The sequence below is a fragment of the Hominimerdicola intestinalis genome (assembly GCF_054655215.1).
In genome coordinates, this window is sequence record NZ_BAAHNZ010000001.1 from 376,106 (window position 1) to 394,992 (window position 18,887).

17 protein-coding genes are annotated in these 18,887 nt (G+C 40.7%); 5 read left to right on the plus strand and 12 right to left on the minus strand.

Annotated features, from left to right (window positions below):
* Window positions 1–75: 75 nt before the first annotated feature.
* The 9 genes from mtnA to ACYQ0H_RS01870 form a co-directional block, all read right to left on the minus strand.
* Window positions 76–1,092, minus strand: coding sequence for an S-methyl-5-thioribose-1-phosphate isomerase (mtnA, locus tag ACYQ0H_RS01830; protein WP_459811120.1), 1,017 nt, complete (start codon window positions 1,090–1,092; stop codon window positions 76–78).
* An 18-nt stretch (window positions 1,093–1,110) separates the two neighbouring features.
* Window positions 1,111–1,956 carry a purine-nucleoside phosphorylase gene (locus ACYQ0H_RS01835; RefSeq protein ID WP_459811121.1) on the minus strand — a complete coding sequence of 282 codons (846 nt, stop codon included), beginning with the start codon at window positions 1,954–1,956 and terminating at the stop codon, window positions 1,111–1,113.
* 463 nt (window positions 1,957–2,419) lie between these two features.
* On the minus strand, window positions 2,420–3,361 hold the full coding sequence (locus tag ACYQ0H_RS01840; RefSeq protein WP_459811122.1) for a DUF1848 domain-containing protein: 942 nt from the start codon (window positions 3,359–3,361) through the stop codon (window positions 2,420–2,422).
* Window positions 3,362–3,417: 56 nt separating this feature from the next.
* A complete protein-coding gene (locus ACYQ0H_RS01845) occupies window positions 3,418–3,918 on the minus strand; it encodes a hypothetical protein (RefSeq protein WP_459811123.1) in 501 nt (166 codons plus the stop codon).
* 201 nt (window positions 3,919–4,119) lie between these two features.
* Window positions 4,120–4,515 carry a VOC family protein gene (locus tag ACYQ0H_RS01850; RefSeq protein WP_459811124.1) on the minus strand — a complete coding sequence of 132 codons (396 nt, stop codon included), beginning with the start codon at window positions 4,513–4,515 and terminating at the stop codon, window positions 4,120–4,122.
* Window positions 4,516–4,643: 128 nt separating this feature from the next.
* Window positions 4,644–5,009, minus strand: a complete 366-nt coding sequence (locus tag ACYQ0H_RS01855) for a glycosyltransferase family 9 protein (protein ID WP_459811125.1) — start codon at window positions 5,007–5,009, stop codon at window positions 4,644–4,646.
* A gap of 74 nt (window positions 5,010–5,083) precedes the next feature.
* Window positions 5,084–5,527 carry a hypothetical protein gene (locus ACYQ0H_RS01860; RefSeq protein ID WP_459811126.1) on the minus strand — a complete coding sequence of 148 codons (444 nt, stop codon included), beginning with the start codon at window positions 5,525–5,527 and terminating at the stop codon, window positions 5,084–5,086.
* Between the two features lie 11 nt (window positions 5,528–5,538).
* Window positions 5,539–6,960: a deoxyguanosinetriphosphate triphosphohydrolase gene (locus ACYQ0H_RS01865; protein ID WP_459811127.1), complete on the minus strand. Its 1,422-nt coding sequence runs from the start codon at window positions 6,958–6,960 to the stop codon at window positions 5,539–5,541.
* Between the two features lie 222 nt (window positions 6,961–7,182).
* Window positions 7,183–9,807 carry a valine--tRNA ligase gene (locus ACYQ0H_RS01870; RefSeq protein WP_459811231.1) on the minus strand — a complete coding sequence of 875 codons (2,625 nt, stop codon included), beginning with the start codon at window positions 9,805–9,807 and terminating at the stop codon, window positions 7,183–7,185.
* Between the two features lie 448 nt (window positions 9,808–10,255).
* On the opposite strand from ACYQ0H_RS01870, the gene ACYQ0H_RS01875 reads away from it, so the two are divergent.
* From ACYQ0H_RS01875 to ACYQ0H_RS01890, 4 genes are all read left to right on the plus strand, one after another.
* Complete coding sequence (locus ACYQ0H_RS01875; RefSeq protein WP_459811128.1) at window positions 10,256–10,813, plus strand: SH3 domain-containing protein; 558 nt, start codon at window positions 10,256–10,258, stop codon at window positions 10,811–10,813.
* A 72-nt stretch (window positions 10,814–10,885) separates the two neighbouring features.
* Window positions 10,886–11,581 carry a M48 family metallopeptidase gene (locus tag ACYQ0H_RS01880; RefSeq protein ID WP_459811129.1) on the plus strand — a complete coding sequence of 232 codons (696 nt, stop codon included), beginning with the start codon at window positions 10,886–10,888 and terminating at the stop codon, window positions 11,579–11,581.
* Between the two features lie 296 nt (window positions 11,582–11,877).
* Window positions 11,878–14,052, plus strand: coding sequence for an Ig-like domain-containing protein (locus ACYQ0H_RS01885; RefSeq protein WP_459811131.1), 2,175 nt, complete (start codon window positions 11,878–11,880; stop codon window positions 14,050–14,052).
* Between the two features lie 20 nt (window positions 14,053–14,072).
* Entirely contained in the window at window positions 14,073–14,273 is a 201-nt protein-coding gene (locus ACYQ0H_RS01890) for a hypothetical protein (RefSeq protein ID WP_459811132.1), read from the plus strand.
* A 52-nt stretch (window positions 14,274–14,325) separates the two neighbouring features.
* Here ACYQ0H_RS01890 and ACYQ0H_RS01895 read toward each other — a convergent pair whose 3' ends face one another.
* Window positions 14,326–15,909: a sensor histidine kinase gene (locus ACYQ0H_RS01895; RefSeq protein WP_459811133.1), complete on the minus strand. Its 1,584-nt coding sequence runs from the start codon at window positions 15,907–15,909 to the stop codon at window positions 14,326–14,328.
* Window positions 15,893–16,567, minus strand: coding sequence for a response regulator transcription factor (locus ACYQ0H_RS01900; RefSeq protein ID WP_459811134.1), 675 nt, complete (start codon window positions 16,565–16,567; stop codon window positions 15,893–15,895). The genes ACYQ0H_RS01895 and ACYQ0H_RS01900 overlap by 17 nt, the downstream gene beginning before the upstream one ends.
* A 253-nt stretch (window positions 16,568–16,820) precedes the next feature.
* On the opposite strand from ACYQ0H_RS01900, the gene trhA reads away from it, so the two are divergent.
* A complete protein-coding gene (trhA, locus tag ACYQ0H_RS01905; protein WP_459811135.1) occupies window positions 16,821–17,504 on the plus strand; it encodes a PAQR family membrane homeostasis protein TrhA in 684 nt (227 codons plus the stop codon).
* A gap of 51 nt (window positions 17,505–17,555) precedes the next feature.
* Here the strand turns inward: trhA and ACYQ0H_RS01910 are convergent, their stop codons facing one another.
* Window positions 17,556–18,887, minus strand: coding sequence for an AI-2E family transporter (locus tag ACYQ0H_RS01910; RefSeq protein ID WP_459811136.1), 1,332 nt, complete (start codon window positions 18,885–18,887; stop codon window positions 17,556–17,558).

Here is an 18,887-nt window from a genome sequence, read left to right on the forward strand (position 1 = left end):
TGGCGGGATCTTTATTTGAAATTATAACTGAGGCTTTTTCTAAGACAGTTACGGATATGCTGACTGGCTGCTTTATCATAATCTGAATATGCCGTTTTCGGTAATTATCGCAGTTATAAGACTGTGATCTGTAACGTCAAAGGCAGGATTGAAGCACTTTATTCCGTCGGGAGCAATCTGCCTGCTGAAATAAAGCTTTGTTATTTCTTCTGCGGGGCGTTCTTCAATCACTATGTCCTTTCCGGTCCTGCAGTTTTTGTCGATCGTTGATGAAGGACAAAAAATATAAAACGGAATTTTATAGTAATTTGCCAGAACTGCGGCAGACGCTGTTCCGATCTTATTGGCGCAGTCGCCGTTCATTGCCGCCCGGTCGCAGCCGGCAAAGCAGGCCTGTATTTTTCCTTGACTCATAAGCAGCCCTGCCGCATTGTCGCAGATCAGAGTACAGTCGATCCCGGCGTTCATAAGCTCAAACGCAGTAAGTCTTGCGCCCTGCATAAGCGGACGTGTTTCGTCAATAAATGCGTGGAATCTGTATCCCTGTTCTGCGCCGTAAAGAAGAGGTCCTAAGCCTGTTCCGTATCGTGAGGTCGCAAGCGCACCTGCGTTGCAGTGTGTAAGTATCCCGTCGCCGTCATTTATAAGGGAAAGCCCGTATTCCGCTATTTTCCTGCATACGGCTGTATCCTCTTCATGAATTTCTGCGGCTTCGGTTTTCATAGCGTTAAGGATCTCACTTCTTTTTAGGTTGCGGCAGTTTAACGCGGCTTTCTTTACTCTGTTAAGCGCCCATGAAAGATTGACTGCCGTAGGACGGGAGGAGTTAAGATAGTCCGACAGCTCTTCAAGCCTCGCAAAGAAATCCTCGGTTTCGCTAATCTGTCGGGCAAGCACATATAAGGCGTAGCCTGCGAAAATTCCAATTGCAGGTGCGCCCCTTACTCTTAAATGGTATATTGCGTCAAAAATCTCTTCGGCGGCGGAAAGTGAAATAAATCTTTTTTCGGCAGGCAGCAGCGTCTGATCTATTATCACAACGGAGCTTCCGTCTTGGGAAAGCCTTACACTGTCGTTTTCATTGTATATCATTTCTGATCCACCTCAGCTTCAGTTGACAGTATTGAGGTAATCAGATATATTTTCAATACTTTCCGAAATAAGCCTTTTGAATTTAGGGGCTGCCTTATCGGCACATTCCTGAACCTCGGCATGAGTAAGAGGATTGTCTGTCATTCCGCAGGCAAGATTTGAAACGCAGGATATTCCGCAGACGAGCATACCTGCGTGATTTGCGGCAATAGCTTCTACAGCCGTAGACATTCCTACTGCGTCTGCACCGAAGGTTCTGAGCATTTTGATCTCCGCGGGTGACTCGAAGGAAGGCCCTGTAAGCTGTAGATAAACTCCCTCCTGAAGCTTTATTTCGAGATCGGAGGCAGTATCCTTAATTATACGTCTAAGTTCAGGAGAATATATCCTGCTCATATCGGGAAAACGAGTACCAAGCTCGTCTATATTCCTGCCGATAAGCGGATTGGGTACAAAGCAGGAGATATGATCCTTTATCAGCATAAAGTCACCTGCGGAAAAATCGGCGTTGATACCCCCGGAAGCGTTGGTAAGAAAAAGAACCTTTGCTCCCAGCATTGACATAAGTCTTGCAGGAAGCACAACGTCGGTCATGGGATAGCCTTCGTAATAATGAACTCTGCCCTGCATAATTACACAGGGAACTCCGTTTACATATCCGAACACAAAGCGTCCCTTATGTCCTTCGACGGTAGAACGTGGAAAGCCCTCGATCTCAGAATAGTCAAGAGCGGCATATACATCCACAGCCGTATCTGCAAAATCACCCAATCCCGAACCGAGAACCAGTGCGATCTCAGGCTTGAAATTTATCATTGATTTTACGCATTCAAAGCATTTAAGCAGTTTTTCATATTGTGTCATAAGCTTTTGCCGTTACCTCCGAAAGGTCTGATAACAGCGTCCTCCTTTAGTTAAGTTATTATATTTATAGTGTAACCCAAATTTGCCGAATAGTCAAGAACAGCATTTATCAGTATTGACATTGTTTATTTCAAGTATCCCGGCTCTGAGCAGTACATGCTTGTCTGTATAAGAATTTTAAACTGCACGGAGATTACAGCAGGGAGGCTCAAAATATTATGCTTGCGAGGCGGTATATAAGGGGTTCGCCGTGTATAATTCTTACCTACAGCGGCGTCGGATAATGAGTTATATACCTAATTTAATTCTACCCGATTCCCTGCGGTTTTCCACATTTAAAAATGCTATGACCTAACCGATTTATTATATTAAACGCCCCTGAACTGATCGCAGACACTTCAGGGGCGTTAGGTATTTATAAGGAACTATTTGCAGAAAAGCATTTATAATTAATAGGAGTTTATTATATATCTCCGAAACCAAGCTGACTGTCAATAAGAGATTTGACTTTTCTGTCAGTGATCTTATCTTCTTCCCTGATACTGCTGCAAAGCAGCGGAGAATCAATATCATATTTCTTATAATTTGAAAGTACGGTATTTCTGCTGTAATTTGCATAGCAGTATTTACATTCATGCAGGCAGGTGTTATACAAGCCGATATCAATGCTTTCAACACAGCCGCATTCATCACGCTGATTTTTGTCCTTCGGTATTATAAGCTTGCTGCCCGTAAGCTTTTCGATCAGTGTATCGTCAATACACCTTCCGTGTTCAATGCCGAACTCGCTCAAGTCAATTTCCTCTGCACAGGTATTTATAGTAAAATTATTTCTTTCTGCAATTTCTGAAAAAGCATTTGCAATTTGTCTTATGCTTTTAATAGAAAGCTCTGATATATTATTGTTTCTGAAGTTTGCTGCGTTCTTTTTGTAGTAATCAACAAAGCTGATAACGCATTTTCCGAACTTTCCGTCAAGCATATGCGCAAGCCTTTCAAAATATTTTATATGATATTCGGCGGTGTATTTTTGATTGATAATTATGGGGTCGTATCTCCAGATAACTCTTTCCTTGCCGATTTTATCCGAAAGTAATTTAAAGGTCGGAATTATTTCTTTGTCCTTTGACGGAACATTCGGCTCAATATCCTTTGCATAGGAATTCAGGGTAAACTGGAAATAGTAGCTGTAATCTTTCAGTTCGTCAAGCCGTTCAAGCATTGGCTTAGGATTTTTTGTCCAAAATACAATGCAGTCAACAACGTCAGGAGTAAGCTTTACCCTGCTGACCTGATGGATATTCATGGGATTTCTCACAAGAACATATCCGGCTTTTATTCTTTTGAAAAACCATTCCGAATAGAAAGCAGGTATATCCGTCCGGCGGCTTGCGCTGATTATCATTTTATCACTCCTTTATTAATATGATACACCTATATTTGTCATTCGTCAATAGAGTTTTAATACCTTTCAAATTTAAGCCAGTTGAAATGTATATTGCTGAGTGTTAATATAGGTTTCCTTGTAATTATATCATTACAAGATATACAGTCGTTATCATCTTCATCAAATAGTATACATTTATTTCCCAGCTGTTCAATATAGCTTATTGCTTCATCTGGATAAACATAATCATAATATATTTTTCTTATTCCTGTACCTTTATGTTCAAATGAATATGAATATTCAGGAACGCCGATTGATATTTGAAACTTCTCTTTATTTAAATAATTACTAAGTAATATCATTTTGTTCACGTCTAGATTTAATGCAGCTTCAACATTCCTATACGAAGCCATAATATATATTTCATCTGTTTTTGATGAAATATATTTCGCAATATACTGCAAATCAGATGATGAAATTTCACATATTGATTTTGGAAAGATCAGTATATCGATTCTATCTAACGCTGGCATTATTTCAACTAATTCTGATACGTCGGTTTGGAAGTATTGCACATTATCATTACCTCTGCCTGTAATTTTATTGCTCCAATCAATACCTATAATAAATAATGACGATACAACACGATAGCCAATTATTCATTGATTTATTTCCTTCGCTTGTAAAAAACGTATCTTTACAGGCGAAGGATCATATTTCGGTTAATGTACATCATGTTATTCATTAAATCTTTTCTCTTTCTATTTTTAAAAAAATCAATTGAAAGAATAATTTCCGTCCGGGTCTTCTTCAAAAGGACGATATCTTGAATATACTTCAATGTCATTGCCTTCGGAATCTTTAAATTCAAGAACCCAATTGTTGCCTAAATGAGTAAGGGGATATACTATTTCCGCTTGCAATTCTTCTAATTTTTCCACTAAAGCTTTAATATCACTTACTTCAAAACTTGGCAAACAATTGTGTCCAAAAACAACTCTGTTATCGTTAGCAGCTTGATAATCAAACAACCAAAATCTTATGCCGTTGATAACAAACAATGAGCCATCACCTTCTACTTTTTGGTTCAAAATTTGCTCATAAAAATTAACCGCTCTTTTTAAATCTTGAACACACAGATAGAATGAGTTTAATTTAATTTTGTAATCCATATTAGCCTCCTAGTTTTTATAATATTTTGTGTAAACTACAGAACTCACAATTATTTTGTTATATCACCACCTGTTATATTTTTTAGGTTTTTAATGTCCGAATCCATTACATCAATTACCAACCCCTTCTATTCCATTATAAAACAGTTGCTATGATTATCATAATCTAAAACATCCTCCGAAAGATTTACTCCACCGTTTATTACCTCCAGCATCTTATCAAAGACAATTTTGAAACCTACCTTTTCTATACATCTATCCTTTGACCATATACTAATATTCTTTCTGAGGGGTCTATAACTTATCTTGTTATGTTTAAGGTTTTCCTGCTTAATGCCAATATTATAAAAATATTCCGGCGTCTGTTTTCCCCAAACTGTAATCGAAGGCACTTTATAACATGCTGCAATATGCCCCCCTGAGCTGTCTATTCCAACTAATAGCTTTAATTTTGATATTGCATATATAAAACCTAAAACTGAAACATTCTTCAACCGCTCAACTTGAATATCCGTGTAAGGGTGATTACTAAACGTAAGTAGTTTTATCTGAGCATCATTACATAAATTTACGAACTCACGCACGTTATCGTTATCCCAATTACGTTCACGATCTGTAATCCATTTTTCTTCGGCTTCATCATATGTTCCTGTGAAAAATTGAAATCCAATGAATCTATACCATAATAATTTATTTTTATATCTTTATTCTCCCGGCTAATTGCACTTTGTAAAGCCCACAAATCAATTCCGTTTCCACAGCCTATTGACACTACGGTAATTTCATCTTTGTCTGACATTTCATTCAAAACCTTATGATACATATATTCATATTCGCAGGCATAACCAAAATGGTATTTTAAACAATACAATAATTGCACAGTTTTATTTTTGTAATCCGGTATGTTCCCTGAATGATAATTAACATCTTTTAATAAACACAGGCCAAGCATACCCTCAACTTGCTCTTTAAGCTGTTCATAAATGTCTTCTAAATATTCTTCTATCAACATATTATTTTCCCCTACATTATCCCGCTGAGTTCCTGATACAGTCTTTTTGCATAGCTGTCTGTCATTCCGCAGATAAAGTCTGTAACCAATAACAAACGCAGATATAATTTTTCATTATCGTTTTTATCCTCAGAATATGACCTGTATGCTTTGATATAATTTTCAGAAATCAAAGCGATAAGACGCTGGCTCATCGGTGAAAGCTTCTTATCCGTATCATAGTAAAGAACGGCATTTACAAGCTTGTCCAACAAAAAGTTTAAAATTGTTCCTGCCGAGATCTCAAGCTTATAAATGGGTTTTGATTTAAAAACATATCTGAGCGCAAGATCACCGAGAGCAGAAGCAAGAGCGTTTGCGTGAGAAACGGACAGTATTTCATCTTTAAAACTGCCGTTCATAATTTCATGATAATTCTTTGTAAATCCGAATGCCGCGCATTTAAGCAATACGCCCTGAACATAAATTATCCAGCGCTGAACTGCGTTCTGTTCGGGAGAAGAGGTTTCATTTTCCAATGCTGTTTTGTAATAATATTCAAGCCTGTCTATTGCCTTTTGGTATTCATTAAGCTCTTGCTCATCTGCACATTTGCCGCTATATTTTTCGCTTTTAAGATCCCTGATAAGCTGTGAATATGTAATAAAGCCTTTTTTTACAGCGTCCTCTATATCTGCGGTTTTATAAGCAATGTCATCTGCTGCTTCAAGAATATATGCTAGGGGGTGGCGGCAATCAACTGCGCCTGTGGCTGAGGTTATCTCTTCAAACAATTCCTTTTCTGCTAAGTAATAGCCCATTTTATGCTCTTTGATATTTTTACTTTCCTTATTTATTTCAATTGATGAAACAGGATACTTTATTATTGTGTTCAGCAGCGTAAAATTAAGATTCATTCCATGCTCGTCAACAAGGAAATGCAGCTTCGTCAGAAGCCTGAGAGCCTGAGCGTTGCCCTCAAAGTGATACAGATCATTAAGCATTTGCTCGGATAGAATATTTGTAATTTCCTTACCGTTGTATTTTATATTAGGCAGATTGTTTTTAAACCACGCACGAATTGTTTCTTCACCGAAATGACCGAAGGGCGGATTACCTATGTCGTGAATAAGTCCTGCACATTCCAGAACGCTGCATATCTTATCTTTGATCTCTTCCGTAATTTCGGAATCCTGCTTGAATTTTATGATATTCTGAAAGATCATTTGTCCCAGGGATTTTGCAAATGATGACACTTCCAGCGAATGAGTGAGCCTTGTTCTTACAAAATCACTTTTATCGAGCGGAAAGACCTGAGTTTTGTCCTGTAAACGCCGAAATGATGCGCTTTGGATAATTCTGTGATAATCTCTTTGAAACTCATTTCTTGAGTCGCCTTTTCCAGATATAGAAGGCCTTTGACGTTGTTCGCATAATAACGCTGACCATTTCATTTTCTATACTCCTTTATGATAAATATTATTACAAAAAGTATACCACAAAATCTGACATAATTCAAGTAAAAGCTATTGTATTCCGTTCGACAAATTTCTGCAAAAAGCGCAGACCTATTTATAAAATCAGTCTGCGCTGGAATTTATCGTCCTAAAACTCGTGTTTAGAAACAGTAAAGCCTTCTGAGGTGTTTTGTACCGCAGAAGGCTTTTTTTAATAAGTTATTTTTTCAGCGCCGCGATCGACTGCTCGATTTTCGCCATTTTTTCCTTTGCCTTTTCAAGCTTAGCCTTTTCAGCTTCAATAAGCTTTTCGGGAGCTTTTGCAAGGAAGCCCTGATTGCTGAGCTTTCCGTTAAGGAAGTCAAGGTCTTTCTGGACCGCTTTTTTCTCCTTTGTAAGACGAGCTGTTTCCTTTTCAATGTCAACAATATCAGAGAGTGGGATAAAGATTCTAGCTGAATCTGTAACGACCGTTACGCTGTCGGGAATTTCCCATTTGTCTGCAATTTCAACCTCTGAAGCTGACGCAAGACGCTCAAAGAAAAGCTTTCCTGCTTCAAAAGTTTCGGTATGAGCAGTTTCGATATAAACCTTGGCCTTAACTGACGGCGGAACGTTCATATCGCTGCGTGTCGCACGGATTCCCTTAATAGCGGTGATGATCTTTTCAAACCTGGCTTCGTCCTCAGCAAAAGAGAGAGCCTCGTCATAAACAGGGAACTCGCTTACAATAATTGCAGTGTTGTCATTAACAAGCGCCTGCCATATCTCCTCGGTAATATAAGGCATAAACGGATGGAGCAGTTTGAGCATACCCTTCATTACCCAAACGAGAACAGTCTGAGCAGTCAGTGCGGTTTCGCCGCCTGCCGTAATTCTCGGCTTTGTCAGCTCAATATACCAGTCGCAGTATATGTCCCAAATAAAATCGTAAAGCTTCTGAACAGCAACGCCCAACTCAAATGCTTCAAGATTCTGATTAACCTCCTTGGCGAGAGTGTTGAATCGGGAAATTATCCACTTGTCTTCAACATTCAGCTTTTCAGGAAGCTTGTCCGCTTTGAAATCGTCGGGCAGATTCATCATGATAAACCTTGCGGCGTTCCATACCTTGTTTGCAAAGTTTCTGCTTGCCTTGACCTTTTCTTCAATAAATCGCATATCGTTTCCGGGGGAATTTCCTGTAGCAAGCATAAATCTCAGGGCGTCTGCGCCATACTGGTCGATTATCAGCAGCGGGTCAATTCCGTTGCCCAGTGATTTTGACATCTTTCTGCCCTGTGAATCTCTGACCAGACCGTGAATAAGAACGGTATCAAACGGAACTCTTCCCGTGCATTCAATTCCCGAGAACATCATTCTCATGACCCAGAACGGAATAATATCATATCCTGTAACAAGAGTGTTTGTAGGGTAGAAATATCTGAAATCCTCAGCGTTTTCATCAGGCCAGCCAAGAGTTGAAAACGGCCACAGCGCTGACGAGAACCATGTATCGAGAGTATCAGGATCCTGACGCATAGGCTTTCCGCACTTAGAGCAAACAGCCGAGCTTTCCTTGGTCACGGTCATTTCGCCGCAGTCGTCGCAGTAGAATGCGGGGATCTGATGCCCCCACCAGATCTGACGTGAAATGCACCAGTCACGGATATTTTCAAGCCAGTGGAAATAGATCTTCTCAAAACGTTCGGGAACGAATTTCGTTTCACCGCTCTTAACAGCGTCGATAGCAGGCTGAGCAAGCGGCTTCATTTTTACGAACCACTGAGTTGAAACTTTAGGCTCAACGGTTGTGCCGCAGCGGTAGCAGGTGCCGACATTGTGGTCGTGATCTTCAGTCTTAACCAAGAAGCCTGCCTTATCAAGATCTTCAACGATCTTCTTTCTTGCCTCATAGCGGTCCATGCCTGCATATTCGGGATAATCGTCAACGATCTTGGCATCGTCGGTCATAACGTTGATAACAGCAAGATCATGACGTTTTCCAACCTCAAAGTCGTTAGGGTCGTGAGCGGGAGTGATCTTTACAACGCCCGTACCAAATTCAATATCAACATAATCGTCGGCAACAACAGGAATTTCTCTGCCGACCAGCGGAAGTATCAAGGTCTTGCCGACAATATCCTTATATCTGTCATCGTTAGGGTTAACAGCGACAGCGGTATCTCCCAGCAGAGTTTCGGGACGGGTAGTTGCAAGCTGAACATAACCCGAGCCGTCCTTGAGCGGATAGCGAAGATGCCAGAAATGTCCCGGCTGATCCTCATAGGTGACCTCGGCGTCTGAAAGCGTTGTTTTGCAGTGAGGACACCAGTTTACCATTCTTTCTCCACGGTATATCAAGCCTTTTTCGTAATACTTAACGAAAACCTCCTTGACAGCCTGAGAACAGCCCTCGTCCATAGTGAAACGCTCACGCTCCCAGTCGCATGAAGAACCAAGTTTTTTAAGCTGTTCGACAATTCTTCCGCCGTACTGCTTTTTCCACTCCCACGCACGTTCCATAAAGCCGTCACGTCCGAGATCTTCTTTTGTAATACCCTCCTTGCGCATAGCTTCAACGATCTTTGCTTCGGTAGCAATAGCGGCGTGGTCTGTACCGGGCAGCCAGAGTGCCGAATAACCGCTCATTCTCTTCCAGCGGATAAGAATATCCTGCAATGTTTCGTCCAGAGCATGCCCCATATGGAGCTGCCCCGTTACGTTCGGAGGCGGAATTACAATAGTATACGGTTTTTTCTGCGAATCTCTCTCGGCATGGAAATAGTTGTTGTCATGCCAGAATTTGTAGATCTTATCCTCGACCTGCGAGGGTTCGTAAAGCTTTGAAAGCTCCTTTTCCATATCATCATATCCTTTCATTTTTCCTGACTCGGTTTTATACAGCGAAAATATCGGTTCAGACTCGGACGTCAAGAAGAATATCAAAAGGATCAATATAAAGACCTGCGATGATCGTCATAAAACATTTCCTTTCCTTTGAAATCATTATTATTTTTATTATCGCATATTTTGAAGCTAAAGTCAATATTTAAGCAAGTATTTGCAGGAAATCAATTTTGCTTTTTATTTGAAATTCAGTTTCTCTTTCGGCGAAGAGATAAACTTAAATTACCTTTTCCTAACTGTACGTCAGGAAAGGACACCGGGAGTATATAGTTGTGTCAGAGATATTGTTTACCGTAAATTATCTGCGGATAATCATTAATCTTGACAAAACCGCAGTTTGCATATATAATATTAATAGGTATAATCGCAGCGGTAAATGCTGAAAAGGGAATGATTACGGATAATGGATAATGGCAGTAAAAACGGCGGCAGAGGCGGCGGGTTTCAATCTGGAAACCTTATGGGAGTTGCCGCAGTAATTGTAGTAGGGATTTTTGTAATATGCGTTATTATAGTTCTGGCAAAGGGACTGTTTAAAAGTAATTCTTCGTCTGTTCCTGACGGAGTTTATACGGGAACTATTGCCCCTGAAACGTCTATAGCTCAGGATGTGACATCAGAAGATAAAAAGGAAAGCGGCGCTGATCCGAGCAGCACTGACAGCGCGGATTCAAAGTCCGATTCTGAGGCTTCTTCTCAGGCAGCTGAGGATTCAAAGGCTGAGGACAGCGGCAGTGAAGCCGAGGTTGAGGGTGATAAGGCGTATGTTACCGAATATGCATATCTGCGTACCGAGCCGGACCAGAATGCACAGCAGATAGTATGTATGTCGCCGAATATTGAGGTTACTGTGCTTGAGCGCGGTATAGACGGTTACTGCAAGGTTACCTTTATGAATGTAGACGGACAGCTGACGGGATATGTTTATGAGGGTTATCTTTCGGATACTCCGATTTATTGATGTGATTTATTTATAGGGAAACCGGGCGGAGAGATCCGCCCGTTGTTTTTTAGACTGGGCTGGTGAAAGGGTATGGGTACTGTAAGGGAAAAAACGGTTATTCTTGAAAACGGACAGGTGATATCTTATATTTTGGACTGCAAGAGTCGGAAAAATATGTATATCTGTATCAGAGAAGGCAGGGTGGTTCTGAAGATACCGCCTGAGTTTTCTGTCGCTCAGGGGGAGGAGTTTCTGCGTCAGAAAACCGATTGGATCATTAAAAACCTTGACTGCAGTCGACGCGTGAAAAGAGGCTTTACAAGCTATAAGGACGGAGACGGGATTTATTTAGCAGGAACGCTGTACCGTATTTCGCTTATTTACAGCGAAAGATATTTCAAGCCTTGCTTTGAAGACGGCGCGCTGAAGATCTCGGTAAACAAGAATTATACCGAAGGCTATGTTATTGCTCAGGCGGAAAGCGCCGTACAGGAAAAGGCGGTAAAAATTATTACTGACAGAGTGAATTTCCTGACTTCGCTTACCGGGCTTTTTCCTGAAAGCGTAACGGTAAAACAGCTTAAAAGCAGCTGGGGCAGGTGTTCCTCAGAGCGCAGGATATCCATTAATTTAGACGTTGTTTATTTTGATATGGAATGTATCGATTATGTAATTATTCACGAGCTTTGTCATTTAGTTTATATGGATCACAGCGGAGATTTCTGGAGGCTTGTTGAAAAATACTGTCCCGAATGGAAAAGGATACGCAGAAGCATGAGGGAATAAATTTTAATATCTGAATATTACTGCTTCGGATTGTCAATTATTTCATCAGCGGATTAAATATCATATAGAGATAAAGGTTACAAAATGTAACAAAACTTCATTTGAGGCGTTGGGCCTAAATGGAATTTTAAGCTCCTGATAATGGGGAATTGTTTGTGCGAAATAGCTAAAACTTTATGTGCAAAACAGAGAAGTGAAACATATTCTGTTGCCATTTTGTAACCTTTGTGATATTATTAAGTTAGTTTCCGCTGTTATGATTCAAACAGCTAACGCTGATGAAAGGATGACCTGATATGATGACGCCATTGAAAAGACTTTCCGCAATGATATGTACGATATGTATGCTCTTTACCTTGTGTGCTGATATTGCATTGACTGAGGCTGCTGCGGCAAGTAATGAGCAGATAATAGAAATAACCAGAAACGGTCAGATAGTAGATACCTTTCAGGGAATAGATGCGGAGTATGTAACATATCAGAGCAATACGGGATATTACTGCTGCGCGGGCTATGTATCAAGGTTTTATTCACAGATATTCGGCGTTACGGTTTATAATATAAATATGGTTGACGATAAGCCCTCGGTTTCAATGTACGGACATAACGCTGAGCTGAAAACGGTAAAGAACCCTCTTCCCGGAGATATTATGCAGACAAGAGAATATGATCATGTCGCTATAGTCAAGGAGGTAAACGGCAGCGAGGTCACGCTTATAGAGCAGAACTACAAATGGAACGATTATAAAACAGATAAGCTTGTTACAATGATAAACAGGAAAAGCACGGCTTCGGAGAACTATTACTACAGGCTTTATATTGACGGCATGGAGCAGAAGCTGGATCGGACAGCTCCCGTAATTTCCGGAGCAAAGGCTTCAAAAATCTCCGGCAGCGGCTATACCGTTTCGGCGAACATTACCGATAATACCGAGGTTTCATATGTAAAGTTCGGAACTTATCCAAAGTCAAAGGGTAAAAGCGCCGCAAAATGGAGTACGGTATACAGTCCGGCTGAATATGTATCAGGTACTGTAAGAACTTCTGATTTCGGACGTATAGACGATACCTATGTTACGATAATTCAGGCGTACGATAAATATGGAAATATGTCCTCTAAAACACTCAGCACCTATATCGATACGACCGCGCCTAAAATATCAAATGTAAAGATATCGGGAATAACGGCAAAGGGATATACCGTAACCTGTACGGTTGCGGACAATTCGGCAATAGAAAGCGTTAAATTCCCTACATGGACCACAAAAAATTCCACTGACGATCTGGATAAAAACTGGGCTTCCGGTACGTTATCCGACGGAGCGGTAAGCGGATCGGCGGCTTCATTCTATGTAAGCACAGCCGATCACAATAAGGAAACGGGCGAATATAATACTTATATATACGCCTATGATACATACGGAAACAGCTCGGAAAGGGGAGTAACGGTAACAATATCTCCCGCCGCCGGAATTTCACTTAATGCCTCAAGCGTTACGCTGGAAAAGGGGCAGAGCACAAAGCTTCAGCATACTCTGAAAGGCTCGAATATTACTGACGAGGTAACGTGGTCATCGAGCAACAGCGGTGCGGCCTCCGTTTCAAACGGAAAGGTTGTAGGAAAAAATGCAGGAACGGCAACTGTTACCGCTAAGACCTCTGCCGGAAAAACCGCCAAATGCAGCGTTACCGTTACAGAAAATATTTCGGATATGACTTTTGACAGCATTGCAGATCAGTATTATACAGGAAGTGCATTAAAGCCTGAGGTCAAAGTCAGAAATGGAAGCAAAACGCTTTTAAAGGGAACGGATTATACCGTTGCATATTCCTCAAATATAAATATGGGAACGGCTCAGATCACCGTTAAGGGAAAAGGACTTTATAAAGGAGTAAAAAAGCTATCCTTTAAAATCTGTCCTTCTGTACTTAAAAATTCAAAGGTTTCCAAGATAGGCGGAAATTATATAAGCCTTAGCTGGAGCAAATACAGCGGAGCAAGCGGGTATTATGTTTACAGATACAATCCCTCAACTAAAAGGTGGGTAAGGAAAGCCGATGTAAAAACAAATTCCTACAAGGATATCCCGCTGGCGTCATGCACAGGTTATAAGTATAAGGTAAAAGCCTACTATATTAAAAACGGAGTTACTTATTTCGGAAAGGCTACCGAAGCTATAAGCGCAGTTACAAATCCGCTTAAAACAAAGGCCTCGGCGGTAAAGTCAGGAAGCAATATCAAAGTCAGCTGGAATCAGCAGAAGAATGCGTCCGGGTATCAGATATATACATCAAAGACCGGAAAAACTGATTCCTTTAAACTTACGGCAGTAGTCGGCACTTCGTCCAAGACAAGCCAGTCTGTTAAAGCAGGAAAGGGATATAATTATATCAAGGTAAGAGCCTATAAGACTGTAAACGGCAGGAAGCAGTACGGTATCTGCTCTGATATTATAAAAATAAAGCTGTAGAGCTTAATACAGGTATTGATATGAGTATTTTCGAAAGATTCAAGGAGCTTCCCGTTCCGGAGGAATGCAAAGGCTTTGAAGTCCGAACTGAAAAAAGCATATGCACGGGTGAAAAAACCATTGGCTTTTACGATCCTAAAACCGGCAGGCTTATGTATACGGAGCTTGTGAAAGGTGATGAGGATATTAAGGCATTTTACCGGAAGTACGGAATTAAATAATAAGCATATAAAAATACAGAGGGCAAAAATAAATGCTCTCTGTATTGTTTTTTTATAAGCCGTTCTGACTGCTGTTTTGTTCTTCCTCCATTATCTGCTCCTTTGTCTGAGCGGGAAGATAGCTCAGCGGCTTTTTATCATGGCTGTGCTTATCGCCTTTCCTCAGCGGAGCAAGCTTCGCTTCAAACCAGAAAGTAGAGCCTTTTCCCTCTTCAGACTGAACTCCAAATGCAAAGCCGTGCTTTTTAAGGATCTCCTTGCATATTGAAAGTCCCAGTCCGGTGCCTATTACGTCGCGCTTGTATTTTGCATCACGGTAATAGCGGTCGAATATAAGCGGAAGCAGTTCCTTTGATATACCCTTTCCGTTGTCGATTATCTCGATTCTTACACATGAAGCCTTGTTTATCTGCTTGATCCTTATACGTTTATCGTTTCCGCAGTAGTTGACAGCATTGTTTATAAAATTGTAAAGAACCTGATCCAGCTTTTCAATATCGGCTCTTATGATCCTGTCCTCGTCCTCTATAAACTGAATATCGTAGCCGTCATTTTCTATCAGCAGAGTATAGCGGGTAAGAACATCGTGAATTTTCTCATGTACAGAAAAATCCGACAGCTCAAGCTCTATATTTCCGCTTTCAAGCTTTGAAAGCTCAAGGATATTGTTTACAAGATTGGAAAGCCTGTCAGCCTCGTCTATTATTATCTGAACATGAGCATTTCTCTTTTCGGGAATGTCCCCGGACAGATCTCTTATCATTTCGGCATATGCCTTTACCATTGTAAGCGGAGTTCTCAGGTCGTGGGAAATATTTGCTATAAGGTCGTTGCGCAGATCGGAGACCTTCTGAATCTCATTTTTTGCGTTGTCAAGTACGGTTGAAAGCTCTTCTATTTCACGGTATCCCCCCGCTTTGAATTCAACGGAATAATCCCCCGCTCCGAATTTTTTTGCGGTTTTCGTAATTTCAACGATAGGCCTTGACAGCCTTTTTGATATATACATCGTTACTATAAATGCAAGCTCGAAAAGTATTATGGTAATATAAATAAGCTGTTCCCTGATTATATTAACTGTGGAGTCGATAGGCGCAACGGAGCTTTCTATAAATAAATACAGAGGTTTGTCCGAATCTGAGCTGTTGATCCCGGTACAGAAGAAAATTTCCTTGCTTTTGAAATGCTCGTTCTGATGGATCTTGGTGATATATTTTTCATCTGAGCTGTTGAACTCATTTTTCAGCTTAAACAGGAAGATACCGAAATTATTTTCAAGGTCGTCATAAAAGTATGAATAGCTTCCGATATTGTTTTCAACAAGCTTGATATTTCCCATTTCGTCAAGAACTACAATGCAAAGACTGTTATCAAAGGCAAGCTGTCTTGAAATATTCTGTATATCGTCCTTATCATAATTGCGGACTATCTTGGAAGCTGCTTTCTGTACGTCGCGTATTTTAGCAGACTCATAGTAGCTGTCAAGAAAATAATACTGGAAAAGCCAGATAAGCACCAGTATGAATACGGTAAAGAATATAAAATACATCCATACATACGAGCGCAGGGAACGTTTCCCCTCTATTTCCAGCTTTTTTGCTTTTACGCGGCTTTTGAACTCACTGAATTTTTTCAAATTTATAGCCCATTCCTCTCAGCGTAACTATAAGATTTCGGTACGGCCCCAGGCTGTTCCTGAGCATTTTAATATGAGTATCGACCGTTCTGTCGTCGCCGTAAAAATCAAAGCCCCAGACCTCTTCAAGCAGCTTTTCCCTTGAAAGCGCTATATTCATATTCTTGACCAGATAGAAAAGGAGATCGTATTCCTTAGGAGTCATTGAGACCCGTTCTCCGTCTATCGTGACCTCTCTGGCAGTAAAGTTTATGCAGAGCCCTTTGTAGGTGATAACATCTTCGGTTTTCTGAGCTGACTTGATTCTGTTCATAACTGCACGGACTCTGGCCATAAGCTCTTTGGGGGAAAATGGCTTGACTACATAATCGTCAACGCCTATCTCAAAGCCGAAAAGCTTGTCGTATTCCTCGCCTCTTGCCGAAAGCATTATAACCGGTATTTCCTTAAGCTTTCTGATCTCCTTGCAGGCGGAATAGCCGTCCAGCTTAGGCATCATTATATCCATGATGATAATATCAAAATCTTCTTTTTTTATCTTTTCAACAGCGTCCATTCCGTCCTCAGCCTGAACTACCTCAAAGCCGTTGAATTCAGCATATTCCCTTATAATTTCACGGATCCTCGGTTCATCGTCCACCACCAGCATTTTTGGCATAAAAAGACCTCCTCATAATATTTCATATTCATTTTCTATATAATAACTTTATTATGTGTAGATAATGTGAAAATTTGCGGAATTTTCAAAGCTAAATGCTTTTTATTTCACTCGCGGAATAATTATTTTGCTTCATTTTTTTATAATATAAGCTGCTTAAACTGCGACATATGTCAAAAAAATCTCTTGACATATGTCCTGAAAAATGGTACTATATCTAAAAGAAAAACAGTGAAATGAAAGGAAGACGTTTATGAGCAGCAATGAGGAAAAGGAGCATATGAAACAGGATATAACCAAAAGATATACCTTAGGGGAGGAGATTTTCAACTCGGTTTCTCACGGAACGGGAGGACTTCTTGCAATAGCCGGAACTGCCGTGCTTATAGTTTTAGCGGCAATATACTCTGACGCATGGGGCGTTGTAAGCTCAGCGATCTACGGTGCAAGTATGATAATCCTTTATACTATGTCTACTCTTTATCACGCTATTACCAATCCGAAGGCAAAGAAGTTTTTTAGGATTATGGATCATAATACTATATTCCTGCTGATAGCCGGTACCTATACGCCGATAACTCTGGTTCCGCTGAGAGGAGCAACGGGTTGGGTAATGTTTGGTATAGTATGGGGGGCGGCGGTCCTCGGTATCGTACTTAATTCGATAGACCTTGAAAAATTCAGCAAGCCGTCGCTTATCTGCTATATTGCAATGGGCTGGGTAATTGTTTTTGCTGTAAAGCCTATGCTTGAAGCTGTTACAAAAACTTCTCTTATATTCCTATTGGTCGGCGGGATTTTCTATATGGTCGGGGTCATATTCTATGTTATAAAGAAAATTAAATATTTTCACTCTATATGGCATCTGTTTACGATCGCCGGAACAGTTTTTCATTATTTTGCGATACTGCTTATGATAATAGACAGCAGGTCTTAAGCAAATAACCGGATAGCTCATAATTTCATGAGGTATCCGGTTTTATTATGCTTATTTTTTTCTTCTCGGCTTTTTTCCCGTATTATGCGGTGCTTTGGCCGTATGCTGTGAAATGTTCATATTGTCCGAAACGGTCTGCTGATGGCTTACTATCCTTACGCCGGCGCCTTGAACAGCAGCTTGGTTTTCCGTTTGCCGTTCGGTAGCTGTGAATGAAGCTTCAGGCTGAGCGTTTTCGGTAGGCTCGTCAAGTCCTTTTTTTGAATTGAAATAGGTTACAGCCTCACGAAGCAGACAATAAAGTACAGAGCATATAGGAACGCTTATAAACATTCCAAGTATTCCTCCTGTTGCGCCGCCGACGGTTACTGCAAAAAGCACCCACAGAGACGGAAGTCCGACAGACTGACCTACTACCTTAGGATATATGAGATTGCCTTCGATCTGCTGAAGTACCAGCATGAATACAACAAACCAGACAGCCTGCTTAAAGTCTGTCACCATAATTAGAAACGCTCCTACCGCTACTCCGATAAATGCTCCGACTATAGGGATAAAGGCGGTTACAGCTACAAGTATACCTATTGTTACTGCGTTGGGGAATCTCAGCACAGACATCCCTATACAGCAAAGCGAGCCTAAAATAAACGCTTCGGTGCATTGTCCTGAAAGAAATCTGGAAAATGTGCTTTTGGACATATTGCATACATGGCATAAGAGTCCGGCGGGCTTTTGCGGAAGAAACGCCGTAGTGATCCTGTAAAGCTGATCCTTTAGCTTTTCCTTCTGCAGCAGCATATATACCGCAAAGAAAATTCCGATGAAGAAATTTACAAGGGTCGTGATCATTGACGAGGCTACGCTGACAGTTGAATTGACTGTTTTAAGTATTAGAACTCCGTCCTTGAATACTTCCTGTATTTTGTTTATTACAGCGTCCTTGCTGATATTCATTTCATCAAGCCAGCGGTTTATCTGCTTTGAATTCTGAAGCTTCTGGCTCATATTTTTGATAAAGTCCGGAATATCGTCTGAAAGTCTTGTAAACGTTGTAATAAGCTCTGGAATTATCAGATACAGCACCAGTACGATAACGCCGAAGAATATAATAAACGTAAGTATCAGAGATACCGGACGTTTTATCTTTTTGGTTATTTTTCGGTAGCTGTTGTCTTTTCCAGGTCGGAACATTGTGCGTTCTATTGCGCTCATAGGAACATTCAGAATAAGCGCCAGAACAGCGCCGATAATAAACGGTGAAAGAATTTTCATTCCTGCGCCAAGCAGATTAAATATCTTTTCATAGTTAAAAAGCGCCCAGAACAGCCCAACCCCTATAACGACCAGAAGAACGTGTTCCTTGAATTTATCTGTTCTTTTCAC

What these genes read in the sequence shown, in the direction of transcription:
- ACYQ0H_RS01875 (WP_459811128.1), top strand. Translation starts at nt 10,256, where the DNA reads ATGGATAATGGCAGTAAAAACGGCGGCAGAGGCGGCGGGTTTCAATCT.
- ACYQ0H_RS01835 (WP_459811121.1), bottom strand. Translation starts at nt 1,956, where the DNA reads ATGACACAATATGAAAAACTGCTTAAATGCTTTGAATGCGTAAAATCA.
- ACYQ0H_RS01880 (WP_459811129.1), top strand. Translation starts at nt 10,886, where the DNA reads ATGGGTACTGTAAGGGAAAAAACGGTTATTCTTGAAAACGGACAGGTG.
- ACYQ0H_RS01860 (WP_459811126.1), bottom strand. Translation starts at nt 5,527, where the DNA reads ATGTTGATAGAAGAATATTTAGAAGACATTTATGAACAGCTTAAAGAG.
- ACYQ0H_RS01840 (WP_459811122.1), bottom strand. Translation starts at nt 3,361, where the DNA reads ATGATAATCAGCGCAAGCCGCCGGACGGATATACCTGCTTTCTATTCG.
- mtnA (WP_459811120.1), bottom strand. Translation starts at nt 1,092, where the DNA reads ATGATATACAATGAAAACGACAGTGTAAGGCTTTCCCAAGACGGAAGC.
- ACYQ0H_RS01900 (WP_459811134.1), bottom strand. Translation starts at nt 16,567, where the DNA reads ATGCCAAAAATGCTGGTGGTGGACGATGAACCGAGGATCCGTGAAATT.
- ACYQ0H_RS01850 (WP_459811124.1), bottom strand. Translation starts at nt 4,515, where the DNA reads ATGGATTACAAAATTAAATTAAACTCATTCTATCTGTGTGTTCAAGAT.
- trhA (WP_459811135.1), top strand. Translation starts at nt 16,821, where the DNA reads ATGAGCAGCAATGAGGAAAAGGAGCATATGAAACAGGATATAACCAAA.
- ACYQ0H_RS01890 (WP_459811132.1), top strand. Translation starts at nt 14,073, where the DNA reads ATGAGTATTTTCGAAAGATTCAAGGAGCTTCCCGTTCCGGAGGAATGC.
- ACYQ0H_RS01885 (WP_459811131.1), top strand. Translation starts at nt 11,878, where the DNA reads ATGATGACGCCATTGAAAAGACTTTCCGCAATGATATGTACGATATGT.
- ACYQ0H_RS01870 (WP_459811231.1), bottom strand. Translation starts at nt 9,807, where the DNA reads ATGGAAAAGGAGCTTTCAAAGCTTTACGAACCCTCGCAGGTCGAGGAT.
- ACYQ0H_RS01865 (WP_459811127.1), bottom strand. Translation starts at nt 6,960, where the DNA reads ATGAAATGGTCAGCGTTATTATGCGAACAACGTCAAAGGCCTTCTATA.